Genomic DNA, 16,303 nt, shown 5'->3' on the forward strand with positions numbered 1-16,303 from the left:
CGGGTGGCGATCGACAGCAGCGCGAACAACGGCAGTAAGAGGAAGCCCTCGGGGGGCTCCGCGCCCTCGTCCTCGGGGGGCCGGCGGGCCCGCCGGGTGCGGATGACCGGTGCGGAGCGCCGTGAGCAGTTGCTGGACATCGGCCGCACGCTGTTCGCCGAGCGCGGCTACGAGGGCACGTCGGTGGAGGAGATCGCGGCGAAGGCCGGGGTCTCCAAGCCGGTGGTCTACGAGCACTTCGGCGGCAAGGAGGGGCTGTACGCGGTGGTCGTGGACCGCGAGATGCGGCAGCTCCTGGACATGGTGACCGGCGCGCTGACCGCCGGTCACCCGCGGGAGCTCCTGGAGCAGGCGGCGTTCGCGCTGCTCGACTACATCGAGACGTTCACGGACGGCTTCCGGATCCTGGTGCGGGATTCGCCGGTCGCGCAGTCGACGGGCACCTTCGCGTCGTTGATCAGCGATATCGCCACGCAGGTCGAGGACATCCTGGGCCTGGAGTTCAAGGCCCGGGGCTTCGACCCGAAGCTGGCGCCGCTGTATGCGCAGGCACTGGTGGGGATGGTGGCGTTGACGGGGCAGTGGTGGGTCGACACCCGTAAGCCGAAGAAGGCGGAGGTGGCGGCGCACCTGGTGAATCTGGCGTGGCACGGGTTGGGGAACCTGGAGGCTCGGCCTCGGTTGATAGGGCACCGGAAGAGCTGAGCGGTCGTCCTGCGGGGGCATCCCACGTTGGGGGGTGCGGATGGTTGAGCCTTCCGCCGCTGGGTGTTGTGTGGTCGCGCCGGGCTGTTGGGGCCCCGCGCGTGGCGGCCGGGGTCGTTCGCCCCTTCTCCGGTGGGTGGGGGTCGGAGGCGCCACGGGCGGCTACCCCGCCGTCTCGGCCGGGGTCGGCTGACGCGGGCGCGTCCTGTTGTGGTGTGGGGTGTCGGCGGCCGTGCGCGTGCCCCCAAGGGGACGTTGCCGGCTGCGGATTCGGCGATCGTTCTTCCGCCGCTACGGCGAGCAGCCCTCGTCGTCAGGGTTCGGCGGAATGGGTACGGTGTTGCGCCGCGACGTGCGAAGTGCTCGGCGCGGATCCGCGCCGGCCTCGAACCAGCAGCCTTCTCCTGCCTCCCCAGGCCGGCGGCGAGCTGGATGTGGTCGAGGCCGGTGCTCATGCGGAGCTATCGGCCGGCGGGCTTCCGGGCCACCGCGAAGATGCGGCGGAACGGGAAGACCGTGCCGTGCGGGCCGGTGGGGTAGGCGCGGCGGAGTGCGTCGCGGTATTGGGTGAGGAAGACCTCGCGGGCCTCCGGGTCGTTCTCCAGGGCGGTGAGGACGGGGCGGAGGGCCGTGCCCTTGACCCAGTCGAGGACCGGGTCGTCGCCCTGGAGGAGTTGGACGTAGGTGGTCTCCCAGACGTCGACGGCGCAGCCCAGGTGGGTGAGGCGCATGAGGTAGTCGGCGGGGTCGAGGATGTGGACGAAGCGGCGGCCGTGACTGGTGAGGCGGTCGCGCCACTGGGGGGAGTCGCACAGTTCGCCGAGGAGGGCGTGGCTGGGCGAGGTGAAGTTACCGGGGACCTGGAAGGCGAAGGTGCCGCCGGGGGTGAGCGCGTCGATCCAACGGGCGAAGGATTCGGGGTGGTTGGGGACCCATTGCAGGGCCGCGTTGGAGACGATCAGGTCGTAGGGCTCTTCGGGGATCCAGTCGGTGGCGTCGGCGGTGGCGAAGTCGAGGTGGCCGCCGCCGGGGGTCGGGCCCGCGTGGGTCTCGGCCTCCTTGAGCATGTCCGGGGAGTTGTCGAAGCCGGTGATGTGGGCGTCGGGCCAGCGGTCGGCGAGTTGGACGGTGACGTTGCCGGGGCCGCAGCCGAGGTCGGCGATGCGGGCGGGGCGGTCGGGGCGCGGCAGTTGTGGTATCCGGGCGATCAGGTCGTGGAAGGGGCGGGTGCGATGTCCGGAGTGGTGGAGGTACTGCTGTGGGTCCCACGTTGGTGCGTCGTGCATGTTCGATAACCCCTTTGCTGGTGCAGGGCCGGGCACGCTTTTAGTTGTGGAGCGTTCCTATCGGTGAGCGGTCGAGTTCTGGCCATCTCTGGCACTCGGGCCCACGATGCCCAATCGCCCACAGAAATATATCTTCGCATCAAGATGCTTGACGTCAAGAGACTTAACATCGACAGACCCTTTACACTGATCGCCATGGAGGACGAGGTCGATCGACTGGTCGCAGCATGGCGCCGCGAGCGCCCGGACCTCGACGTGGAGCCGCTTGAGGTGCTCAGCCGCGTCTCCAGGCTGGCCAGACACCTCGACCGGGCCCGCCGTCTCGCGTTCGCCGAGGTCGGGTTGGAGCCCTGGGAATTCGACGTGCTCACCGCGCTGCGACGCGCCGGCGCCCCGTACCAACTCTCCCCCGGCGCCCTCTTGACCCAGACGCTGGTCACCTCCGGCACGATGACCAACCGCATCGACCGGCTCACCAAGAAGGAACTGGTCGAGCGGCTGCCGGACCCCAGCGACCGGCGAGGTGTGCTGGTCAGGCTCACGGCCAAGGGGCGCGACAAGGCCGACGAGTCGCTGGCCGGGCTGCTCACGCAGGAGCGCGCAATCTTGGCCGAACTCTCACGGCAGCAACGTCAGGAATTGGCCGGTCTTCTGCGTCGGTTGACCGGACCGTTTGACAACGTGCCGGTTTAGGACCGAGGTCGACCCTTAGGGTCCTCTTGCCTGGTAGCCATGGGGTGGGCTTGGATCGCGGGATGAGCCACCAGGAGACCGTGGGGCGACGGTTCGTTCGGCGGACGGTGCTGGTCACCGGTGCCGCCGGCGGTATCGGGGCGGCGACCGCGCACCGGCTGGCGGTCGAGGGCGCCGCGGTGCTGCTGCTGGACATCGACGACGCCCGCGGGGAGCGCACCGCGAGACGGATCCGGGCGGCCGGCGGCCGGGCCTCGTACGCGCACTGCGACGTGGCCGTCGAGGACGACTGGCGGCGCGCGGTCGAGGCGGCGCGCACCCGGTACGGGCCGGTGGACGGGCTGGTCTCCAACGCGTATCTGCCGCATGTGGCGCCGGCCGACCGGACCTCGCCGGCGGAGTGGGACCGGCAGTTGGCGGTGAATCTGACCGGGGCGTTCCTGGGCGTGCGGGCCGCGTTGGAGGATCTGCGGGCGCGTGGGGGCGCGGTGGTGCTCACCTCGTCGGTGCACGCGCTGGTGGGGCTGCCGGGCCGGCCGGCCTACGCGGCGTCGAAGGCCGGACTGACCGGACTCGGGCGGCAGTTGGCGGTGGAGTACGGGCCGGCGGTGCGGGTCAACTGCGTGCTGCCGGGGCCGGTGGAGACCGCCGCGTGGGACGGCATCGACGAGGAGCGGCGGCGGGCCAGCGCGGCACAGACGGCGGCCGGGCGGCTGGGGCGGCCCGAGGAGGTCGCGGCGGCCATCGCGTTCCTGCTGTCCGGTGAGGCGTCGTTCGTCACCGGGGCGAGTCTGGTGGTCGACGGCGGGTGGAGCGTGTACAAGGACTCCTCGTGAGGCAGACCTTGGGAGCGGCGCCCGTGGCGGTGCGCGGCGCCGGAATCCCACAGGCGACCAGGGGGTCCGATGGGCATCCGATTCGGCGGCGACTACAACCCCGAGCAGTGGCCCGAGGAGGTGTGGGCCGAGGACCTGGCGCTGATGAAGGCGGCCGGCGTCACCATGGTCACGGTCGGCATCTTCTCCTGGGCCAAGGTCGAACCGCGGCCGGGGGAACGGGACTTCGCGTGGTGCGACCGGGTGCTGGACGGGCTCGCCGGCGCCGGGATCGGGGTGTGCCTGGCGACCATGACCGCGTCGCCGCCGCCGTGGCTGAGCCACGCGCACCCGGAGGTCCTGCCGCAGGACGCGGAGGGGCGGCGGCGCTGGCCGGGCGCGCGGCAGCACTACTGCCCCTCCAGCCTCGTCTACCGGGCGTACGCGGTGCGGCTGGTGGAGGAGTTGGCGGCCCGGTACGCGGGCCATCCGGCGCTGGCGATGTGGCACGTGGGCAACGAGTACGGGTGTCACACCCGGCAGTGCTACTGCGACGTGTCCGCGGAGGACTTCCGGCGGTGGCTGCGGCAGCGCTACGGGAGCGTGGCGGCGCTCAACGACGCCTGGTCGACGGCGTTCTGGTCGCAGGGCTACGGGGACTTCGCGGAGGTGCTGCCGCCGCGGGCCGCGCCGACCTTCCCCAACCCGGCGCAGCAACTGGACTATCTGCGGTTCGGCGACCAGGCGCTGCGGGAGTGCTACCTGGCCGAGCGGGAGGTGCTCACCCGGGTGACGCCGGGGGTGCCGGTGACGACGAACCTGATGCCGCAGCACAAGCCGGTGGACGCGTTCGGCTGGGCGCCGTCGATGGACGTGATGGCGCTGGACTTCTACCAGGACCCGCACGCGGCGGACGACCACGTCCGGGCGGCCTATGTCTTCGACCTGATGCGCTCGGCGCGGGGCGGGCAGCCGTGGCTGCTGTTGGAGCAGGCGCCGGGGGCGGTCAACTGGCGGCCGCGGAACGGGCCGAAGCCGCCCGGGGCGACGCGGCTGTGGAGCTGGCAGGCGGTGGCGCAGGGCGCGGACGCGGTGCTGTTCTTCCAGTGGCGGCAGTCCCGCGGCGGGGCGGAGAAGTTCCACTCGGCGATGGTGCCGCACGGCGGGACGGATACCCGGATCTTCCGGGAAGTGTGCGAGCTGGGGCGGGAGTTGGCGGCGGTGCCGGGGATCGAGGGGACCCGGTCGCGGGCGTCGGTGGCGCTGCTGGCGGACTGGCAGAGCTGGTGGGCGCTGGAGCTGGACTCCCGGCCGTCCACCGCGCTGGACCACTCGCGGATCGCGCTGGACCACTACCGGCCGCTCTTCGAGGCGGGGGTGGCGTGCGACGTGGTGCCGCCGCGGGCGGAGCTCGCCGGCTACCCGATGGTGGTGGTGCCGAACCTCTACCTGCTGACCGCCCCGGACGCGGCGCGGCTGACGGCGTATGTGCGGGACGGCGGGCGGCTGGTGGTGTCGTTCTTCTCGGGCATCGTCGACGCCTGTGACCGGGTGCACCCGGGGGCCTATCCGGCGGTACTGCGCGAGGTGTTGGGGCTGCGGGTGGCGGAGTTCTGGCCACTGGCCGAGGGGCGTTCGGTGGCGGTCGGCGACGGGGCGCTGGCCGGACGGGCGGACCTGTGGTCCGAGGAGATCGTGCTGGAGGGGGCGCAGGCGGTGGCGCGCTTCGTCGACGGCGAGCTGGCCGGCGGGCCGGCGGTGACCCGGCACGCGTACGGCCGGGGCGAGGCGTGGTACGTGGGCACCCGGCTGGAACCGGCGCTGCTGCGGGCCCTGTTGGACGGGGTGCGGGCGGCCGCCGGGGTGGCGCCGGTGCTGCCCGGGCTGCCGGCGGGGGTGCAGGCGGCGGTGCGGGAGGGCGCCGGCGGCCGGTACCTGTTCCTGCTCAACCACGGGAGCCGGGCGGTTCAGGTGGCGCTGCCGGAGCCGATGGTGGATGCGCGGGAGCCCCGGGCGGCGGCGGTGACGCGGGTGGCGCTGGCCGCCCGGGGGGTGGCGGTGCTGACCGGGCCGGGACGGGACGGCGACGGGGACGACGCGGTGGCGTGACCCGCCCGGGGCGGCGCCCTAGGGCATGGTGAGCGGTCCCGCCGTGGCCGGTTCGAGGTCGGCGGGGCCGACGCCGGCGCGGCGGGCCAGGGCGACCGCGGCGAGGGTGGAGTGCACGCCCAGCTTGCCGAGCACGTTCTGCATGTGGGTGCGGACGGTGTGCGGGGAGAGGAAGAGCCGTTCGGCGACGGCCTTGCGGCCCAGGCCCGCGACCATGCAGCGCAGCACCTCGCGCTCGCGCGGGGTCAGCGACTCCACCAACCGCTCGCTCTCGGTGCGGTGTTTGCGGGCCGCGGTCAACTCCCGCAGCACGCCGGTCAGCAGCGCCGGCGGCAGATGCGTCTCGTCGCGCAGCACCCCGCGGATGACGGCGAGCAGCCGGGAGAGCGAGGAGTCCTTGGCGACCCACCCGGAGGCGCCGGCCAGCAGGGCCGCGGCGGCCCGGCGCGGGTCGTCCCGGTCGGCGAGGACCACGGTGCGCAGGTACGGATGGCTGTTGCGCAGGCCGGAGACGAGCGCGATGCCGTCGAGCGGGTGGCCGCGGGGCGGGCCCTCGCGGGGCGTGCCGTCGCGGGCCGGGCCCTGGGGCGGCACCGCCATCAGCGGTGCGGCGAGGTCGGCGTCGGCGAGCAGGACGTCGAAGCGACGGCCGTCGGCGGCGGCCCTTTCGAGTGTGCGGAGCGCCGCCGGGGCACTGCCCGCGGCGGCGACGTCCACATCCACTTCCGCGGCCAGGGCGGCCGCCAGGGATTCGGCGAAGATGCGGTGGTCGTCCACCACCAGGACCCGGATTCGTTGCACGCAAGACCCCCTGTCTCGGTGAACGGACCATAGCGGGCACGGCGCCCGGATTGAAGATCGCCCCCGGCCGTGCGGCGCGTGCCGCGACCCGGGCCGCACGGTCCCGCCCCCCTGATCCGCGCCGACCCCCCGTCGACGCCTAAGCCAGCGTACGGACGGGGTGCGGGAGCGGAAGGCGATTGACGAAAGTGACGGGAGCAACGGGGGCGCACGGCCCGGCCGGTGGGGTCAGGGCGTGAGACGGCGAGCGCCGGCGCCGGGGACGGCCGGGAAGATCCGCGGCGGGGTGTGGCCGGCGGCCGCGAACGCGGTGCGCAGCGCCTCGGTGACCGGCTCCGCGGCGGCCTCCTCGACCAGGACCAGCGCGGAGCCGCCGAAGCCGCCGCCGGTCATCCGGGCGCCCAGCGCGCCGGCCGCGCCGGCGACCTCGACGGCGAGATCGAGTTCGGGGCAGGAGACCTTGAAGTCGTCGCGGAGGGAGGCGTGTCCGGCGGTGAGGACGGGGCCGATGGCGCGGGGGCGGCCGGCGTCGAGGTGGGCGACGGCCCGCTCGACGCGGTCGTTCTCCGTGACGACGTGCCGGACCAGGTCCCGCACGACCGGGTCGTCCGCCAGCTTCGCCAGGGCCTCGGGCAGAAGCGCGACGGGGAGGTCACGCAGGGCGCGCACTCCGAGCGCCCGCGCGCCCCGTTCGCATCCGGCGCGTCGCTCCGCGTATGCGCCGTCGCCGAGTTGGTGCCGGACGCGGGTGTCGACGACCAGGAGGCGCAGCCCCGCGGCCGCCAAATCGAACGGGACGTGGCGGTGGGTGAGGTCGCGGGTGTCGAGGAAGAGGGCGTGGCCGGCGGTGCAGCAGGCCGCGGCGGTCTGGTCCATGATTCCGCAGGGCACGCCGACGAAGGCGTTCTCCGCGCGCTGGGCCAGCCGCGCCAGTTCGGGGCGGGGCAGGCCCAGGCCGTAGAGGTCGTCCAGGGCCAGGGCGGTGGCGACTTCGAGGGCGGCGGAGGAGGAGAGTCCGGCGCCGAGCGGGACGGTGCTGGTGAAGTACAGGTCCGCGCCGCCGATCCGGTGGCCCGCCTCCCGCAACGCCCAGGCGACACCGGCGGGGTAGGCGGCCCAGCCGGCGTCCGGGGTGCGGCGGAGGTCGTCCAGGCGCAGCTCGACGGTGCCGCCGGGGGCGCCGTCGGAGGTCAGCCGGAGCAGCCCGTCGGTGCGGGGTGTGGCGGCGGTGAGGGTGGCGTGCGGGAGGGCCAGGGGCATCACGAAGCCGGCGTTGTAGTCGGTGTGTTCACCGATGAGGTTGACGCGGCCGGGGGCGGCCCAGATCCCCGTGGGCGGTGTGCCGTATTCCTTCCGGAAGGCCGCCGCGGTGTGGGCTGCGCCGTGCGCCGTGTCTGTCACGCGGGGTCCTTCGTGCGGTGGTTGTGGGGCGGGTGCGGGTGCGTTGGGGTGCTGCCGGGCATCGCCCTGGCGGGCTCGTCCTCACACGCCGGACGGGCTGCGGTCACCGGAGTTGCCGGAACCGTCAGACGGGCTGCGGTGGTTCGCGAACTCCCAGGCGTCCGCGATGATTCGGGTCAGGTCCGGGCGGGTGGGGTGCCAACCGAGGTGGGTGGTGGCGGTGCGGGCGGAGGCGACCAGGACGGCGGGGTCGCCGGGGCGGCGGGGGGCGGTGACCTCGGGGATCGGGTGGCCGGTGACCTTGCGGGCGGTCTCGATGACCTCGCGGACGGAGAAGCCGTTGCCGTTGCCGAGGTTGCAGATGAGGTGTTCGCCGGGGCGGGCCGCTCCGAGGGCGAGGAGGTGGGCCTCGGCGAGGTCGGCGACGTGGATGTAGTCGCGGACGCAGGTGCCGTCGGGGGTGGGGTAGTCGTCGCCGTAGACGGAGATCGCCTCGCGGCGGCCCTGGGCGACCTGGAGGACGAGCGGGATGAGGTGCGACTCCGGGTCGTGGCGCTCGCCGCAACTGCCGTACGCGCCGGCGACGTTGAAGTAGCGCAGCGAGACGGCGGCCAGGCCGTGGGCGGCGGCCTCGCCGCTGATCATGTGGTCGACGGCCAGCTTGCTGGCGCCGTAGGGGGAGGTGGGGGCGGTGGGGTCGGTCTCGGTGATCGGGGTGCCGACCGGTTCGCCGTAGGTGGCGGCGGTGGAGGAGAAGACCAGGGTGCGCACGCCGGCGTCGCGCATCGCGGCCAGCAGGGCCATGCTGCCGCCGACGTTGTTCCGCCAGTACTTCTCGGGCTTGGCGACGGACTCGCCGACCTGGGAGAACGCGGCGAAGTGCAGGACGGCGCGGTAGGAGTCGTCCACGTAGCGGGCGGCGTCGTGGAGGTCGCCCTCGACGAACGCGGCGCCGGCGGGGACGGCGGCGCGGAAGCCGGTGGAGAGGTTGTCGAGGACCGTGACCTCGTGGCCGGCCTCCAGCAGGTGCCGGGTCACCACGCTTCCCACATAGCCCGCCCCGCCGGTCACCAGGTACTTGCTCATGGCGTGGTCGCCACCTCTCGCAGTCGGTCGGCCGCGGCTTCCGGCGGCACGTCGTTGATGAACACGTTCATGCCGGACTCGGAACCCGCGAGGAACTTCAGCTTGCCGGAAGTCCTGCGGATGGTGAAAAGCTCAAGGTGGAGGGCGAATTGATCGCGGTCCGCGGCGTGCACGGGCGCCTGGTGCCAGGCGGAGATGTACGGCGTCGGGTCCGCTTGCGGGCCGAAGATCCGGTCGAACCGGCGCAAGACTTCCAGGTAGATCTGTGGGAATTCTGTGCGGGCCGCCTCGTCGAGGGCGAGCAGGTCGGGGACCCGGCGCCTGGGGTAGAGGTGTACCTCGTAGGGCCAGTGGGCGGCGTAGGGGACGAAGGCCACCCAGTGTTCGCCGTCGAGGACGAGGCGGCGGCCGTCGGCGCGTTCGCGGGCGAGGACGTCGTCGAAGAGGTTGCGGCCGGTGGCCGCGCGGTGGGCGGCCAGGGAGTCGAGCATCCGGGCGGTGCGGGGGGTGGTGAAGGGGTAGGCGTAGATCTGGCCGTGCGGGTGGCCGAGGGTGACGCCGATCTCGGCGCCGCGGTTCTCGAAGCAGAAGACCTGGGCCACGCCGGGGAGTTGGGACAGGGCGGCGGTGCGGTCGGTCCAGGCGTCCAGGACCAGGGCGGCCTGCTCCTCGGTGAGGTCGGCGAACGAGGCGTCGTGGTCGGGGGTGAAGCAGACCACCTCGCAGCGGCCGTGGTCGCCGGCCAGGGAGGGGAAGCGGTTCTCGAAGACGACGACGTCGTAGGAGTCGGCGGGGATCTCGGTGTGCCGCCCGGCGCGGGAGGGGCACAGCGGGCAGGCGTCGGCCGGGGGATGGTAGGTGCGGCCCTGGCGGTGCGAGGCGATGGCGACGGCGTCGCCGAGGAGCGGGTCCGCGCGGATCTCGGAGGCGGTGGCGACCGGGTCGAGCGGGCGGGGGTCGACGGCGGAGCGGTCGGTGGCGTCGGAAGCGTCGTAGTAGATCAGCTCCCGGCCGTCCGCGAGCCGGGTCGTCGTCTTCTTCACCGGGAGCTCCTCATCATGGCGACCACGCCGCCCAAACAGAAACAAACACAATGAAGCACAACCCAACAGCACCGTCAACGCGGGACCACGGGCGCCTTCTCGGACAGACAGAACAGCCTTAACCGGCAAATCGCCGCAGAATCAACACGGTTCAGCCATGATCCAACAACTGAATCAAACAAAACTATTCAGTTTTCGGTCGCCTGTGCGTACGTTCTTGTGCGTTCGCTTCGCGCACACCCTCGCGCACAACGCTGCGCTCCCGAAAAGGCTGTACTTCCGAGAAGAGGGCCCATGATCACTCTGGCCGAAGGGCTACGCCTCCCGACCAACGGGCTCGACTACACGATCCTGGCCATCTACTTCGTCGTCGTCCTCGGCATCGGGTTCGCGGCCCGGCGCAGCGTGAAGACGAGCCTGGACTTCTTCCTCTCCGGGCGGTCGCTGCCCGCCTGGGTCACCGGCCTCGCCTTCGTCGCCGCCAACCTCGGCGCCACCGAGATCCTCGGGATGGCGGCGACCGGCGCCCAGTACGGCGTCGCGGTCGTCCACTGGTACTGGATCGGCGCCATCCCGGCCATGGTCTTCCTGGGCCTGGTCATGATGCCCTTCTACTACCGCTCCAAGGTCCGCTCGGTACCGGAGTTCCTGCTCCAGCGCTTCGACAGGTCGGCGCACCTGCTCAGCTCGATCCTCTTCGCCTTCGCCGCCGTGCTGATCGCGGGCGTCAACCTCTACGCGCTGTCGATCGTCGTCGAGGCGCTGCTCGGCTGGCCGCAGTGGGTCGCCATCGTCGTCGCCGGGCTCTTCGTCCTCGCCTACATCACCATCGGCGGGCTCTCCTCGGCGATCTACAACGAGGTCCTCCAGTTCTTCGTGATCCTCGCCGCGCTCATCCCGCTGGCCGTCCTCGGCCTCAAGCGGGTCGGCGGCTGGGGCGGCCTGACCCACTCGCTCACCACCTCGCACGGCCACAACTTCCTTACCGCCTGGGGCGGTACGGGCATCGGCCAGGCCAACCCGCTGGGCGCCAACTGGCTGACCATCGTCCTCGGCCTCGGCTTCGTGCTCTCCTTCGGCTACTGGACCACCAACTTCGCCGAGGTGCAGCGCGCGCTGTCCGCCAAGAACCTCTCCGCGGCCCAACGCACCCCGCTCATCGCCGCGTTCCCGAAGATGTTCATCGTCTTCCTGGTGATGATCCCGGGGCTGGTCGCCGCCGTCCTCGTGCCGAAGATCGGCGCCCCGGGCGGCCTGCAGTACAACGACGCGATCCCCTACCTGATGCAGGAGCTGCTGCCCAACGGCGTGCTGGGCATCGCCGTCACCGGCCTGCTGGCCGCCTTCATGGCCGGCATGGCGGCCAACGTCTCGTCCTTCAACACCGTCTTCACCTACGACATCTGGGCCAAGTACGTGAAGCCGGGCCGGGCCGACGGCTACTACCTGCGCTTCGGCCGGCTGATCACCGCGATCGGCGTGCTGGCCTCGATCGGCACCGCCTTCATCGCCTCCTCGTTCTCCAACATCATGGGGTACCTCCAGACCCTGTTCTCCTTCTTCAACGTGCCGATGTTCGTGGTCTTCATCATCGGGATGTTCTGGAAGCGGGCGTCGATGAAGTCCGGCGTCTGGGGCCTGCTCGCCGGCACCACCGCCGCGATGGTCAACTACTTCTGGATCTACAAGCAGGGCATCATCGCCATCCCCACCGACCAGGGCGCCAACTTCGTCTCCGCGATCGTCGGCTTCGTCGCCGGCGCGGTGGTGATGGTCGCCGTCACGCTCTTCACCGAGCCCAAGCCGGAGGCCGAACTGGCCGGGCTGGTCTGGGGAACGACCGCACCGGGCCTGGAAGAGCCGCCCGCCGAGGGCGACGACGCCTGGTACCGCAAGCCCGCGCTGCTCGGCTGGGGCGCCGTCGCCCTCGCCGCGCTGTGCTACCTGCCCTACTCGCTCTGACCGAAGCCCCGGAGACCCGCCATGTCTGAACTACAGCACGAAGTGAGCGAGTTGGAGCGCAGGTCGGCCACCGCCGCCCGGCTCTTCGACGTCCGGCGCATCATCGGCGGCCTGTTCGTCGTCTACGGCGTGCTGGTCACCGTCGCCGGGCTCACCGCCTCCGACGCGGACCTGAAGAAGGCCCAGGGCATCAACGTCAACCTCTGGACGGGCCTGGGCATGTTCGTGCTCGGGGCGGCCTTCCTGGTGTGGCTGCGGCTGCGGCCCATCGCCCCGCCGGCCGCGGTGGACGACCCGGCCCCGCAGGACGGTCAGGAGGCCGGGCGCGACGCGGCCGGCTGAACCCGCTGGACCCGCTCCAGCAGTCCGGTGCGGGCGGCCAGCGCGGCCGCCTCCAACCGCGAGCCGACCTCCAACTTCATCAGCACCCGCTGCACATGGGTGCGGGCGGTGCTCGGCGCGATGTCCATGCCCGCCGCGATCACCCGGGTGTCCTCGCCCTCGGCGACCCGGATCAGCACCTCCACCTCGCGCGGGGTCAGCAGCGACAGCAGCCGCGCCCCCTCGTCGTCGGGCTGCGCGACGGGGTGCAGCAGCTCCTCGAACGCCTGCTGGAGCAGTTGCGGGGCGACCGCCGCCTCGCCCGCCCGGGCCTTGATCATGGCCCGCTCGACGCCCTCGATGCGTTCGTCGTTGCGGACGTAGCCGGAGGCGCCGGCGGCGAAGGCGGCGGCGATCCCGCGCGGGCTGGGCACCGGGCCGAGCACCACCACCGCGATCTGCGGCCGCTCCTTCTTGATCCGGACGACCGGCTCGAACGCGCCCGGCTCGGCGGGCCCGGCGGTGCCCAGCAGACAGACCTCCGGCGCCCGGCTCACCACCAGCTCCGCGGCCCCGGCGCTGGGCGCGGCGGCCGCCAGGACGCGGTGCCCGCGCAGCTTCAGGGCCGAGGCGAGCGCCTCGGCGAGCAGGCGGTGATCGTCGACCACCATGAGCCGCACGCCCATCGAGCCAGCCCCCTCCGCGTCGCTGCCCGGCTGTGTGTTCCCGGGAAGCTACACGCTCGGCTGCCGATCCGCTCCCCCTAGGCCGCAGAAGACCACCGGAACGCGGGAATCCACGCCATTCGGGGCCGATTGCCGCCCCCCGCGCACGAGCCGCGCGCGGGGCGGCGAGGGCGTACGACGGGGACTACGCGTCCTCCGCCAGCTCCAGCCAGCGCAGCTCCAACTCCTCGCGCTGGCCGCCCAGTTCACGCAACTTGGCGTCGAGCCCGGCGATCTTCTCGAAGTCGGTGGCGTGCTCCGCCATCTGCGCGTGCAGCGCCGCCTCCTTCTCCCCGATCTTGTCCAGTTGTCGCTCGATCCGCTGGAGCTCCTTCTGCGCCGCGCGATTGACCGCGGCCGGCTTCTTCGGCGCCACGGCGGCCGGCTGCGCGGGCGCCGGCGCCGCCGCCTCGATCACCTTCTGCCGGCGCTCCAGGTACTCGTCCAGGCCGCGCGGCAGCATCCGCAGCGCCGCGTCGCCCAGCAGCGCGAACACCCGGTCCGTCGTCCGCTCCACGAAGTACCGGTCGTGGCTGATGACGATCATCGACCCCGGCCACCCGTCGAGCAGGTCCTCCAACTGCGTCAGCGTCTCGATGTCGAGATCGTTCGTCGGCTCGTCCAGGAACAGCACGTTCGGCTCGTCCATCAACAGCCGCAGGATCTGCAACCGCCGCCGCTCACCACCGGAGAGGTCCCCCACCGGCGTCCACTGCTTCTCCTTCGTGAACCCGAACTTCTCGCAGAGCTGACCGGCCGTCATCTCCCGGCCCTTGCCGAGGTCCACCCGGTCCCGGATCTGCTGGACGGCCTCCAGCACCCGCAGCGCCGGGTTGAGCTCCACGACCTCCTGCGAGAGGTAGGCCAGCTTCACGGTCTTGCCGACCACGACCTTGCCGGCCGCCGGCTGCTGCTCGCCGCCGCTACGGGCGGCCGCCTCCAACGTCCGCAGCAGCGAGGTCTTCCCCGCGCCGTTGACGCCCACCAGACCGATCCGGTCCCCCGGCCCCAACTGCCACGTCAGGTGCTTCAGCAGCACCTTCGGCCCGGCCTGGACCGTCACGCCCTCCAACTCGAAGACGGTCCTGCCGAGCCGGGTGGTGGCGAACTTCATCAGCTCGCTGCTGTCCCGCGGCGGCGGCACGTCCGCGATCAGCTCGTTGGCCGCCTCGATCCGGAACCGCGGCTTGCTGGTCCGCGCCGGCGCACCGCGCCGCAGCCACGCCAGCTCCTTGCGCATCAGGTTCTGCCGCTTGGCCTCCTCGGAGGCGGCGATCCGCTCCCGCTCGGCCCGCGCGAAGACGTAGTCGGAGTAGCCGCCCTCGTACTCGTGGACGGCGCCGCGCTGCACGTCCCACATCCGCGTCGCCACCTGGTCCAGGAACCACCGGTCGTGGGTGACGACCACCAGCGCCGACCGCCGGCCGGCCAGGTGCCGCGCGAGCCACGAGATCCCTTCCACGTCCAGGTGGTTGGTCGGCTCGTCGAGCACGATCAGGTCCTGCTCGGCGATCAGCAGCTTGGCCAGCGCGATCCGCCGCCGCTCACCACCGGACAGCGGCCCGATGACGGTGTCCAGCCCCTGCGTGAACCCCGGCAGGTGCAGGTCCCCGAAGAGCCCGGTCAGCACGTCCCGGATCTTGGCGTTGCCGGCCCACTCGTGATCGGCGAGGTCCCCGATCACCTCGTGCCGGATGGTCGCGGCCGGGTCGAGCGAATCGTGCTGGGTCAGCACGCCCAGCCGCAGGTCACCGGCGTGCGTGACGCGGCCGACGTCGGCGGACTCCAGCTTGGCGAGGATCCGGATCAGCGTGGTCTTGCCGTCGCCGTTACGACCCACGACGCCGATCCGGTCGCCCTCGTTGACGCCGAGGGAGACACCGTCGAGCAGCGCACGCGTCCCGTACACCTTGTCGACGGCTTCCAGATTGACGAGGTTGGCGGCCATCTCACTCCTGGTCTGTGCGTCCCCGTAACGGGGCTCGGTCGGCCTCCAAGGGTAGTCGGCGCGGGGCGGGTGCCTCGGGGGAGGCAGGGCGGGCCCCACGGGGGCCGCTGCGGGCCGGTCACCCTTTGTGACGACGCGCGCCAATGCGGCCGCCCTGCTGGTGAACGGCCTGCGCGCGACTCGGCCCGCCGAGGCCAGAGTCATTCGCGACATGACCGTCATCCTCCACAGGCGCAACGGCCCTGAGCCCGATGTGCCCTACGCCATCGACATCGACCTGACCGCCATCGACGAGCTCTAGGCGTCGCCCTTGACGGCCGCGACGAACGACGCCCACCCGGCGGCGGAGAAGACCAGCGCGGGCCCCTGCGGGTCCTTGCTGTCCCGAACGGGGACGATGCCGGGGAGGCCGTCGGCTACCTCGACGCAGTTGCCGCCGGTGCCGTTGCTGTAGCTGCTCTTGCGCCACGTCGCGTTACTCAAGTCGCTTGCCTTGCTTGCCATTTCGGAAGTCCCCTGCCGCTGTCTCGATCACGGAGAGAGACGCCGCGGGCGACATTGCGGCGGCCCTGAGCAGATCGTACGACTCGCGGTACTGCTTCACGAGCGGCGGATAGTCGATGAGTTGGCCGCTGTGCAGGCTCTCGACGTACAGCACCGGTGGCGCATCGGCGAAGGTCATGAACTTGGCCATCCCCATCGCGAAGGGCCCCAGGCCGCCTTCTTCCGGGAGGAGTTGGAGGATCGAGCGCGTGGCCCTGACCACCTTCGCGATGTGCTCCAGCAGTTCCGCCATCGGGCCGTCCGGGAGGGCTGGCCGACGAACCAGTGAGTCGCTGAGGACCACCCAGAGCTTCGGCGGCGCCTTCGCATCGAAGATCGCTGCCCGCGACATCCGAGCCGCCACCTTCTCCTCGACGTCATCGTCCGAGGCGCGGGGCAGGGCCGCCCGCACAACCGCCCGCGTGTAGGCCGGCGTCTGGAGCAGTCCGGGAACAAGCATCGGCGCCCATTCCTCAATCCCCTCCGCCCGCTGCTCCATCTCCAGCGCGTCCGCGAAGTACTCCGCGTGACCCGCTCTGCGGGCCTTCGCCACCGCTTCACAACGGCGCTCGAAAAAGCCGTTCGTCGCCAGCTTCTTGTCGACGTGGAGGGCCAGGTCCAACGGCATGGTGCGTTCACCCCGCTCGATCTGGCTGAGGAGCGAGATGGCACGAAAGCTGCCGTCCGCCAACTGTTCCAACGTGAGTCCGGCCTGCTCCCGGAGGTAGCGCAGCTCGGCGCCGTAGAAGCACGGGACACCGACTGAGGGATCGGCGTCCTTACGAGGGGGCACAACTCACCACCGCTACTTGCTCGTTGCCGGCACAACGCGATTCCTCGGCACGCTACGCGCGTGCGATGCTGC

The 16,303-nt window shown here is 71.9% G+C and carries 16 protein-coding genes; 7 read left to right on the plus strand and 9 right to left on the minus strand.

Annotation, left to right across the window (positions count from 1 at the left end):
• The first annotated feature begins 3 nt into the window (after nt 1-3).
• Nucleotides 4-705: a TetR family transcriptional regulator gene (locus tag ACIQU6_RS14630; RefSeq protein WP_403481965.1), complete on the plus strand. Its 702-nt coding sequence runs from the start codon at nt 4-6 to the stop codon at nt 703-705.
• Nucleotides 706-1,166: 461 nt separating this feature from the next.
• Here ACIQU6_RS14630 and ACIQU6_RS14635 read toward each other — a convergent pair whose 3' ends face one another.
• Nucleotides 1,167-1,991: a trans-aconitate 2-methyltransferase gene (locus ACIQU6_RS14635; protein WP_403481966.1), complete on the minus strand. Its 825-nt coding sequence runs from the start codon at nt 1,989-1,991 to the stop codon at nt 1,167-1,169.
• A gap of 195 nt (nt 1,992-2,186) precedes the next feature.
• On the opposite strand from ACIQU6_RS14635, the gene ACIQU6_RS14640 reads away from it, so the two are divergent.
• The 3 genes from ACIQU6_RS14640 (at nt 2,187) to ACIQU6_RS14650 (ending at nt 5,608) form a co-directional block, all read left to right on the plus strand.
• Nucleotides 2,187-2,684: a MarR family winged helix-turn-helix transcriptional regulator gene (locus ACIQU6_RS14640; RefSeq protein WP_403481967.1), complete on the plus strand. Its 498-nt coding sequence runs from the start codon at nt 2,187-2,189 to the stop codon at nt 2,682-2,684.
• 62 nt (nt 2,685-2,746) lie between these two features.
• On the plus strand, nt 2,747-3,520 hold the full coding sequence (locus tag ACIQU6_RS14645; protein ID WP_274915305.1) for an SDR family NAD(P)-dependent oxidoreductase: 774 nt from the start codon (nt 2,747-2,749) through the stop codon (nt 3,518-3,520).
• A gap of 69 nt (nt 3,521-3,589) precedes the next feature.
• Nucleotides 3,590-5,608: a beta-galactosidase gene (locus ACIQU6_RS14650; protein ID WP_403481968.1), complete on the plus strand. Its 2,019-nt coding sequence runs from the start codon at nt 3,590-3,592 to the stop codon at nt 5,606-5,608.
• An 18-nt stretch (nt 5,609-5,626) separates the two neighbouring features.
• Here ACIQU6_RS14650 and ACIQU6_RS14655 read toward each other — a convergent pair whose 3' ends face one another.
• From ACIQU6_RS14655 to galT, 4 genes are all read right to left on the minus strand, one after another.
• Nucleotides 5,627-6,409, minus strand: a complete 783-nt coding sequence (locus ACIQU6_RS14655) for a LuxR C-terminal-related transcriptional regulator (RefSeq protein WP_403481969.1) — start codon at nt 6,407-6,409, stop codon at nt 5,627-5,629.
• A gap of 228 nt (nt 6,410-6,637) precedes the next feature.
• Nucleotides 6,638-7,810 carry a galactokinase gene (gene galK, locus ACIQU6_RS14660; RefSeq protein WP_403481970.1) on the minus strand — a complete coding sequence of 391 codons (1,173 nt, stop codon included), beginning with the start codon at nt 7,808-7,810 and terminating at the stop codon, nt 6,638-6,640.
• 81 nt (nt 7,811-7,891) lie between these two features.
• Nucleotides 7,892-8,896 (minus strand): UDP-glucose 4-epimerase GalE, encoded by a 1,005-nt coding sequence (galE, locus tag ACIQU6_RS14665; protein ID WP_403481971.1) that lies wholly within the window; start codon nt 8,894-8,896, stop codon nt 7,892-7,894.
• Nucleotides 8,893-9,939 carry a galactose-1-phosphate uridylyltransferase gene (gene galT / locus ACIQU6_RS14670; protein ID WP_403481972.1) on the minus strand — a complete coding sequence of 349 codons (1,047 nt, stop codon included), beginning with the start codon at nt 9,937-9,939 and terminating at the stop codon, nt 8,893-8,895. The genes galE and galT overlap by 4 nt, the downstream gene beginning before the upstream one ends.
• A gap of 294 nt (nt 9,940-10,233) precedes the next feature.
• Between galT and ACIQU6_RS14675 the strand changes: the two genes are divergently transcribed.
• Together ACIQU6_RS14675 and ACIQU6_RS14680 are read left to right on the plus strand one after the other, a co-directional pair.
• Nucleotides 10,234-11,901, plus strand: a complete 1,668-nt coding sequence (locus tag ACIQU6_RS14675) for a sodium:solute symporter family protein (protein WP_403481973.1) — start codon at nt 10,234-10,236, stop codon at nt 11,899-11,901.
• Between the two features lie 21 nt (nt 11,902-11,922).
• The gene (locus ACIQU6_RS14680) at nt 11,923-12,243 is read left to right on the plus strand and encodes a hypothetical protein (protein ID WP_403481974.1); all 321 of its coding nucleotides are present in this window, start codon (nt 11,923-11,925) and stop codon (nt 12,241-12,243) included.
• Here the strand turns inward: ACIQU6_RS14680 and ACIQU6_RS14685 are convergent.
• Both ACIQU6_RS14685 and ACIQU6_RS14690 read right to left on the minus strand, forming a co-directional pair.
• A complete protein-coding gene (locus tag ACIQU6_RS14685) occupies nt 12,213-12,908 on the minus strand; it encodes a response regulator transcription factor (RefSeq protein ID WP_403481975.1) in 696 nt (231 codons plus the stop codon). The genes ACIQU6_RS14680 and ACIQU6_RS14685 overlap by 31 nt on opposite strands.
• A 184-nt stretch (nt 12,909-13,092) precedes the next feature.
• The gene (locus ACIQU6_RS14690) at nt 13,093-14,895 is read right to left on the minus strand and encodes an ABC-F family ATP-binding cassette domain-containing protein (RefSeq protein WP_403481976.1); all 1,803 of its coding nucleotides are present in this window, start codon (nt 14,893-14,895) and stop codon (nt 13,093-13,095) included.
• Nucleotides 14,896-15,022: 127 nt separating this feature from the next.
• Here ACIQU6_RS14690 and ACIQU6_RS14695 point away from each other — a divergent pair, with 127 nt between their 5' ends.
• Nucleotides 15,023-15,196, plus strand: coding sequence for a hypothetical protein (locus ACIQU6_RS14695; protein WP_403481977.1), 174 nt, complete (start codon nt 15,023-15,025; stop codon nt 15,194-15,196).
• Here ACIQU6_RS14695 and ACIQU6_RS14700 read toward each other — a convergent pair.
• Complete coding sequence (locus ACIQU6_RS14700; RefSeq protein WP_403481978.1) at nt 15,193-15,399, minus strand: DUF397 domain-containing protein; 207 nt, start codon at nt 15,397-15,399, stop codon at nt 15,193-15,195. The two genes, ACIQU6_RS14695 and ACIQU6_RS14700, sit on opposite strands and share 4 nt — an antisense overlap.
• On the minus strand, nt 15,371-16,231 hold the full coding sequence (locus ACIQU6_RS14705; protein WP_403481979.1) for a helix-turn-helix domain-containing protein: 861 nt from the start codon (nt 16,229-16,231) through the stop codon (nt 15,371-15,373). The genes ACIQU6_RS14700 and ACIQU6_RS14705 overlap by 29 nt, the downstream gene beginning before the upstream one ends.
• Nucleotides 16,232-16,303: the final 72 nt, after the last annotated feature.

Origin of the sequence: Streptomyces sp. NPDC090442 (genome assembly GCF_044769405.1) — a bacterium.
GTDB lineage: Bacteria > Actinomycetota > Actinomycetes > Streptomycetales > Streptomycetaceae > Streptomyces.

What these genes read in the sequence shown, in the direction of transcription:
- ACIQU6_RS14635 (WP_403481966.1), bottom strand. Translation starts at nt 1,991, where the DNA reads ATGCACGACGCACCAACGTGGGACCCACAGCAGTACCTCCACCACTCC.
- ACIQU6_RS14640 (WP_403481967.1), top strand. Translation starts at nt 2,187, where the DNA reads ATGGAGGACGAGGTCGATCGACTGGTCGCAGCATGGCGCCGCGAGCGC.
- ACIQU6_RS14645 (WP_274915305.1), top strand. Translation starts at nt 2,747, where the DNA reads ATGAGCCACCAGGAGACCGTGGGGCGACGGTTCGTTCGGCGGACGGTG.
- ACIQU6_RS14650 (WP_403481968.1), top strand. Translation starts at nt 3,590, where the DNA reads ATGGGCATCCGATTCGGCGGCGACTACAACCCCGAGCAGTGGCCCGAG.
- galE (WP_403481971.1), bottom strand. Translation starts at nt 8,896, where the DNA reads ATGAGCAAGTACCTGGTGACCGGCGGGGCGGGCTATGTGGGAAGCGTG.
- ACIQU6_RS14675 (WP_403481973.1), top strand. Translation starts at nt 10,234, where the DNA reads ATGATCACTCTGGCCGAAGGGCTACGCCTCCCGACCAACGGGCTCGAC.
- ACIQU6_RS14680 (WP_403481974.1), top strand. Translation starts at nt 11,923, where the DNA reads ATGTCTGAACTACAGCACGAAGTGAGCGAGTTGGAGCGCAGGTCGGCC.
- ACIQU6_RS14685 (WP_403481975.1), bottom strand. Translation starts at nt 12,908, where the DNA reads ATGGGCGTGCGGCTCATGGTGGTCGACGATCACCGCCTGCTCGCCGAG.
- ACIQU6_RS14690 (WP_403481976.1), bottom strand. Translation starts at nt 14,895, where the DNA reads ATGGCCGCCAACCTCGTCAATCTGGAAGCCGTCGACAAGGTGTACGGG.
- ACIQU6_RS14700 (WP_403481978.1), bottom strand. Translation starts at nt 15,399, where the DNA reads ATGGCAAGCAAGGCAAGCGACTTGAGTAACGCGACGTGGCGCAAGAGC.